The organism is Nonomuraea sp. NPDC052116 (assembly GCF_040680035.1).
Classification (GTDB): domain Bacteria; phylum Actinomycetota; class Actinomycetes; order Streptosporangiales; family Streptosporangiaceae; genus Nonomuraea; species Nonomuraea angiospora_A.
In genome coordinates this window covers 1-5,610 of sequence record NZ_JBFAWA010000090.1, presented here as the reverse complement: position 1 = coordinate 5,610, position 5,610 = coordinate 1, and the positions used below count along the sequence as shown (strand labels likewise).

The 5,610-nt window shown below is 68.2% G+C and carries 5 protein-coding genes; 4 read left to right on the top strand and 1 reads right to left on the bottom strand.

Annotated features, from left to right (window positions below; genetic code table 11):
* Positions 1–386: 386 nt before the first annotated feature.
* From AB0L65_RS62710 to AB0L65_RS62700, 3 genes are read left to right on the top strand one after another with little or no spacing between them, the layout of a single operon-like run.
* On the top strand, positions 387–992 hold the full coding sequence (locus AB0L65_RS62710; protein ID WP_364267520.1) for an urea carboxylase-associated family protein: 606 nt from the start codon (positions 387–389) through the stop codon (positions 990–992).
* 7 nt (positions 993–999) lie between these two features.
* Positions 1,000–2,127 carry an NADH:flavin oxidoreductase gene (locus tag AB0L65_RS62705; protein WP_364267517.1) on the top strand — a complete coding sequence of 376 codons (1,128 nt, stop codon included), beginning with the start codon at positions 1,000–1,002 and terminating at the stop codon, positions 2,125–2,127.
* Positions 2,124–3,026: a polysaccharide deacetylase gene (locus tag AB0L65_RS62700; RefSeq protein WP_364267514.1), complete on the top strand. Its 903-nt coding sequence runs from the start codon at positions 2,124–2,126 to the stop codon at positions 3,024–3,026. The genes AB0L65_RS62705 and AB0L65_RS62700 overlap by 4 nt, the downstream gene beginning before the upstream one ends.
* Here AB0L65_RS62700 and AB0L65_RS62695 read toward each other — a convergent pair.
* Entirely contained in the window at positions 3,014–4,588 is a 1,575-nt protein-coding gene (locus AB0L65_RS62695; protein WP_364267511.1) for a PucR family transcriptional regulator ligand-binding domain-containing protein, read from the bottom strand. The two genes, AB0L65_RS62700 and AB0L65_RS62695, sit on opposite strands and share 13 nt — an antisense overlap.
* Positions 4,589–4,884: 296 nt before the next feature.
* On the opposite strand from AB0L65_RS62695, the gene AB0L65_RS62690 reads away from it, so the two are divergent.
* A complete protein-coding gene (locus tag AB0L65_RS62690; protein ID WP_364267508.1) occupies positions 4,885–5,481 on the top strand; it encodes a hypothetical protein in 597 nt (198 codons plus the stop codon).
* Positions 5,482–5,610 lie beyond the last annotated feature (129 nt).

Genomic DNA, 5,610 nt, shown 5'->3' with positions numbered 1-5,610 from the left:
CGCCCGTGCCCAACCGAAAACCGGCTTCGCCGCCACTTCGCCCATCCGAAGCTGGACCAGTTACCCGGCCAAGGTTGCGTGACGGGCCACTAGCTGGGCATGCCCGGCGTCAGCCTGCCGATCGGCGCGCAGGGGACGGGCGGCGCCGGCCTTCCAGCGGGCCGGGACGCGCACTTCTCGACTGCGCGGCACCCGTCGAGGCGGCGGGACGCGGGCTCGACGGGCGTGTCGGCTGGAAAGCAGCGCTGTCGGCGTCAGGAGGGCGGAGGGTCTCAGTGGATGACCTTGCGAAGCTGTAGGTTCATCCACTGTCTCGGACAAACGCAGGGGAAAGCTCCATAGCCTGCCCGTGTGCCGGCTGGTTGGCTGTCGGTATGCGAATAATCGTGCCCGCCACCGAAGGACGGGCGGTAAAGGTCAGGACCGGTCAGCGCGTACGGGTCACCGACCTCCAGGGAGGTCAGGTCGGCGACGTGTTCGCGTTCGCCGCGGACGACGTGAACGAGCACCTCAGCGCGTCACACACCCGAGCCGCCACCAGCCGCCTGTTCCCGGCGATCGGTGAGCAGTTCGTCACCGACCGGCGCGGGCCCATCCTCACCCTGGTGGAGGACACCTCGCCCGGGCGGCATGACATGCTCATCGCCGCCTGCGACCTGGCCCGCTACCGTGCTCTGGGCGTGTCGGGGTTCCACGCGTCCTGCGCGGACAACCTGGCCACGAGCATGGCTGGACTCGGTCTCGCCGTCCCGGTCATTCCGCAGCCCGTCAACGTGTTCATGAGGATCCCCGTGGCGGACGACGGCCGGCTGAGCTGGCTGAACTCGATCAGCCGCCCGAACGACGCGATCACGTTTGAGGCGGCGATGGACTGCGTGTTCGTGGTCTCGGCCTGCCCGCAGGACCTGGTCGGAATCAATGGGCACAAGCCGACACCGTTGGCGATCGATCTCCTCAACGGTCAGGACGACACAAGCGACGTCAAGGAGTGAGTGAACGATGAACGACATTCAGCATCCCGCCCTGCGACCGGACCGCATCGGCGAGCTCCACCTCGCCAACCGGCTGGCCGTCTCGCCCATGACCAGGGTCTCCGCCGCCGCCGACGGAACGCCGACGGCCGAGATGGCGGACTATTACGCGGCTTTCGCCCGCGGTGGTTTCTCCCTCGTTCTGACCGAGGGAACCTACACCGATACGCGCTACAGCCAGAGCTACGCCAACCAGCCCGGCCTCGTCACCGACGATCACGAGGCCGCCTGGCGGGACGTCGTCGGCCACGTGCACGACGCCGGAGCGCCGATGATCCTTCAGCTCATGCACGCGGGCGCGCTGTCGCAGGGCAACCGCTACCGCGACGACACGGCGGCGCCGTCGGCCGTCCTGCCGCGCGGGCAGAAGATGCCGGAATACGGCGGGTACGGCCCTTGGCCGACGCCCCGCGCGATGAGCCAGGACGACATCGACCAGGTGGTGCACGGCTTCGTGACGTCGGCCGTCCGCGCCCGGCGAGCGGGTTTCGACGGGGTGGAGGTGCACGGTGCCAACGGCTACCTCGTGGACCAGTTCCTGACCGACTACACCAACCAGCGCGGCGATCGCTATGGTGGCACGGTCGCCAACCGGGTACGACTCGCGGCAGAGATCGTCTCCGCCATCCGCGCGGCGGTCGGTCCGCGTTTCTGCGTGGGGATCCGCTTGTCGCAGGGCAAGGTCAACGACTTCACCCACAGATGGGCGGGCGGCTCCAGGGAGGCGGAGATCATCTTCGCCACGCTCGCCGAAGCGGGGGCGAGCTACCTGCACATCGCCAGTGAAGGACGGGACTGGGTGGAGACCGCGACCCTGGACGGGCAGGTGACGATCACGGGCCTGGCCCGGAAGGTGACCGGACTGCCCGTGCTGGCCAATGGCGGCATGCACGACCTCGACCGGGCGGCCATGGTGCTGCAGGACGGTCACGCGGACGTACTGACCCTCGGCCGGGGAGCGCTCGCCAACCCGGACTTCCCGCGGCGCCTGGCCCAAGGGCTGCCCATGGCGAACTTCGACCACCAGATGCTCCAGCCCATGGCGACGCTGAGCAACGCCCGCCTGTGGCGACCGGCGGCCGGAGTGCCGGCTTGAGCGCGCCCGGGCGGGTCGAGCAGGCGGACGAGAGCCGCGGCGGCTGGCGTGGCCGGTCCGCCGCGGTCGTGGCGCTCACCTTCGACGTGGACGCGGAGACCCCTGTGCTCGCGCAGGGCCGCGGCTTCGCCGACCACGCGAGCACGATGTCCCACCAGGCATACGGTCCCGAGGTCGGCCTGCCCCGTATCCTCGATCTTCTGGACGAGCTGGGCGTCCCCGCCACGTTCTTCGTGCCCGGCTGGGTTGCCGAGCACCGCCCCGCACTCGCCCCGCTGATCGTCGAGCGGGGCCACGAGGTGGCGCATCACTCCTACAGCCACCGGCCGCCCACGTCGATGACCGCCGAGGAGGAACGCGCGGACTTCGAACGCGCGCTGGCGGTCTTCGACGGCCAGGGCATCGAGATCCGGGGACACCGAGCGGCGCTGTGGGAAGCGTCCTGGCGGACGGCTGACCTGGTCGCGGAGTACGGCCTGCGCTACGACTCCTCTCTCATGGGGGACGACAAGCCGTACAAAGTGGTCACGCCCGCCGGCGAGATCGTTGAGCTGCCCGTCCACTGGTCGCTCGACGACTGGGAGCAGTACGCGTTCCTGCCCGCACCTCATGTGGGCTCCGTCATCGAGTCTCCGGTGAAGGTGCTGGAGCTGTGGCGGGCCGAGCTCGACGGGATGCGCCACTACGGCGGCCTGTTCAACCTGTGCGTTCACCCGTTCCTGTCCGGCCGGCCCGGCCGTGCGCTGGCGTTGCGGCAGTTCCTGGAGTACGCGCAGAGCTGCGCTGACGTGTCCTTCGCCCGCTGCCGTGACGTGGCCGAGCGGGCGGCCGCGGACGCCGGCCTGACCGTGCGCCGGCCCCGGCCCCCGGTGGTGGATCCGGACGTCTACCCGGACTGAGCCCAGTTCATCGCCTCGACGGTCAGCGCCAGGAACAGATCGACCCGGTCCTCCGTACGCCCCACGTCTCTGCCGGTGAGCTCGGCGATCTTGGCCAGCCGGTTGCGCAGGGTGTTGACGTGGATGTGCAACGCTCCGGCCGTCGCCGCCCATTGCCCGTCATGATCGAGGAACGTCCGCAGCGTCAGCTCGAGCTCGCCGCTCCGCCGCACGTCATGGTCCTTCATCGGGCCGAGGATCTTGCCGGCGAACTCGTTCAAGGTCTCGGCGTCGAGCAGCCCGAGGAGCAGCCGGTGCGTACCCAGCTCGGCGAAGGCCCGCACGGACGGACCCGTGCGGGTGCGCCGCAGCACGCGGCACGCCTCCCTGGACTGCAGGAGCTGAGGGCGCAGCTCGGCCGCGTGGGCCGCGAGCCCTCCCAGGCCGACGACCGGGCGCAGCCCAGGGAAGCGCCGCTCGATGCTCCGTACCAGGCGCTGGGCGAGCGACGGCAGCTCGTGCTCGGGATGGCGCCACGGCAGGACGGCGACGACGTCCTGCGTGCCGCCGGCCACGACTGCCGGCACTCCCTCGACGGCGAAGAACTCCACGATCACCTCCGCGAGCCCGTGCATCGTCGCGGCCTCGCCGTCCGCGAACGCCACGGCGCACACGGCCAGCGGACCACTCGGATCCACGCCGAACGCGCGGAGCCGGCCAGGAACCTCCGTCGCCCGCCAGCCTCCCGAGAGGACCATCTCCAGGAGCTCGCTGGCGAAGCGCATCTCGATCGCCTGGACCGCCTGCTGTTTCGCCACCTCCAGGCTGAGGAACCGAGCCGTCTGCTCCAGCGCCTGCCGCTCGGGCGTGGTGAGCTCACGCAAAGGGCGCAGGCAGATGAGAGCCGCGTCGATGTCGCCGACGGCACCCACCGGAAACAGCGCCGCTTGTCCCAAATCTCCCAGATCCACCTCCAGTGCCGGAGGCTTCTTGGCCAATGCCGTGGCCACGGCATGCAACTGGTCGCTGTCCAGGCTCGCGCCGGCCACCGCGAGGGAACGCGCCATCCTGTCGACCACCGCCAGGGGCAGGTCATGCTCACGGCGCAGGACATCGAGCACGCCGGAGGCACCGGCACCCCGGGAGATCGCCGTGGCCAGGGCGTCTCCCCGGCGCACCATACCGACCAGCGACTGCTTGCGTTCGTCGGTCAGCATGTCGGCCATGGCCTGCGAGACCGCCGTGAACGGCACCGCGACGGAGATCTCCAGCAGCGGCAGCTCCGCTTCGCGACAGGCTTCGACCAGCTCCTCGGGAGTGTTCGGCATCTCCGCGCGCAAGCCGAACACGATGCCGCTGGCCTTGGCCTTCTTGACGTTCGTCACGAACTGCGCGGGAGGCACCCGTTCGAGCCACAACCCGTTGGTCAGCACGATCTCCCCTTCGCGTACGTAGTGCGAAGGGTCGGGCAGCTCGGTGTTGTGCACCCACGCGACGGGCGCGTCCAATGCGCCCGGTCGGCCCGGCACCAGCACACGAAGTTCGAGCGAGGCGCGATCCAGCAGGGATTGGAGCGTGAACACGCTGTAACTATATACAGCGACAGCTTCAATCTATAGAAGATTATCCACTCATCAATGGACAGCCTCGCCTGCTTGTGTGGTTCACGTCATCAAGGAGGCCACACGCAGTAAGCGCAGCTCAGAGGCCCTGCAGGGCCCCTTCTGCATTTCAGGGGTGTGCAGCCGGATGCCGCTCTGAGCGGCCCGTTGGCGGGTGGGACGTGGTCATGCGGCGAGTGCGACACCGGGCCGTCCGCCGCACACCTGTCCGGGCTGAGGAGCGTTTCATTCCTGGCAGCTTCCGCGACAATCATCACGTGATCGATCACTACCGCAATCTCTTCAACCGGCAGCAGTGGTTCGAGGACGGGCTTTCCTGGACCGTGGTGCAACCCCTCGACGAAGAGATCACCGTGGGGGATCTCCTGTGGCGGCTGAATGGAGGCCGTGATCCCGAGGAACGCATCATGGAGTACCCCATAGAGAAGGCCGGCGAAGAGTTTGTGCCCGTGCTCTTCCTTTACGAGGGTGAAGGAGCCTGGGGTTTCCTCGAGTTCACCTACGGCTTCACCACGCCGGACCACATCCTCACCGAACTCAGCAAGGCGTCCCGTGTGTGGATGACGACCTGGCACTTCAACGGGGGATACACGATGCTCTACGCGGCCGACGGCAAGATCAGGGCGCGGATGCGCAACTTCATCTTCGCCGAGCACGCCATCCAGGAGGGCGATCCGAGCATCATGGCCGAATTCCGCGCCATGCTCGACCGCCTTGATCCGGAGGATTACCGAGGTAAGCGCAGTGCGGCGTTCGCCTTCATCGAGGCGTCCACTGGCATGGGTATCGAAGCCGAATGGCTGGACGTAGAAGAGGCGCCCGTCATCATCCTCGACAACTGGAATGAGACCTGAATCGCAGCGGTCCGGCTTCAGGGCTGGTGTCCCTCTAACCTCGATCTTTCTCGACCTTGAGTTGGTCGGCTGAGAAGTTCGGCTGCGGGTCGATTTTCTCGCTGTGGTCAGCGTGGATGCCCGGCTGTC

Excerpts from the sequence above, each read along its gene's own strand:
- AB0L65_RS62705 (WP_364267517.1), top strand. The coding sequence starts at position 1,000 with ATGAACGACATTCAGCATCCCGCCCTGCGACCGGACCGCATCGGCGAG.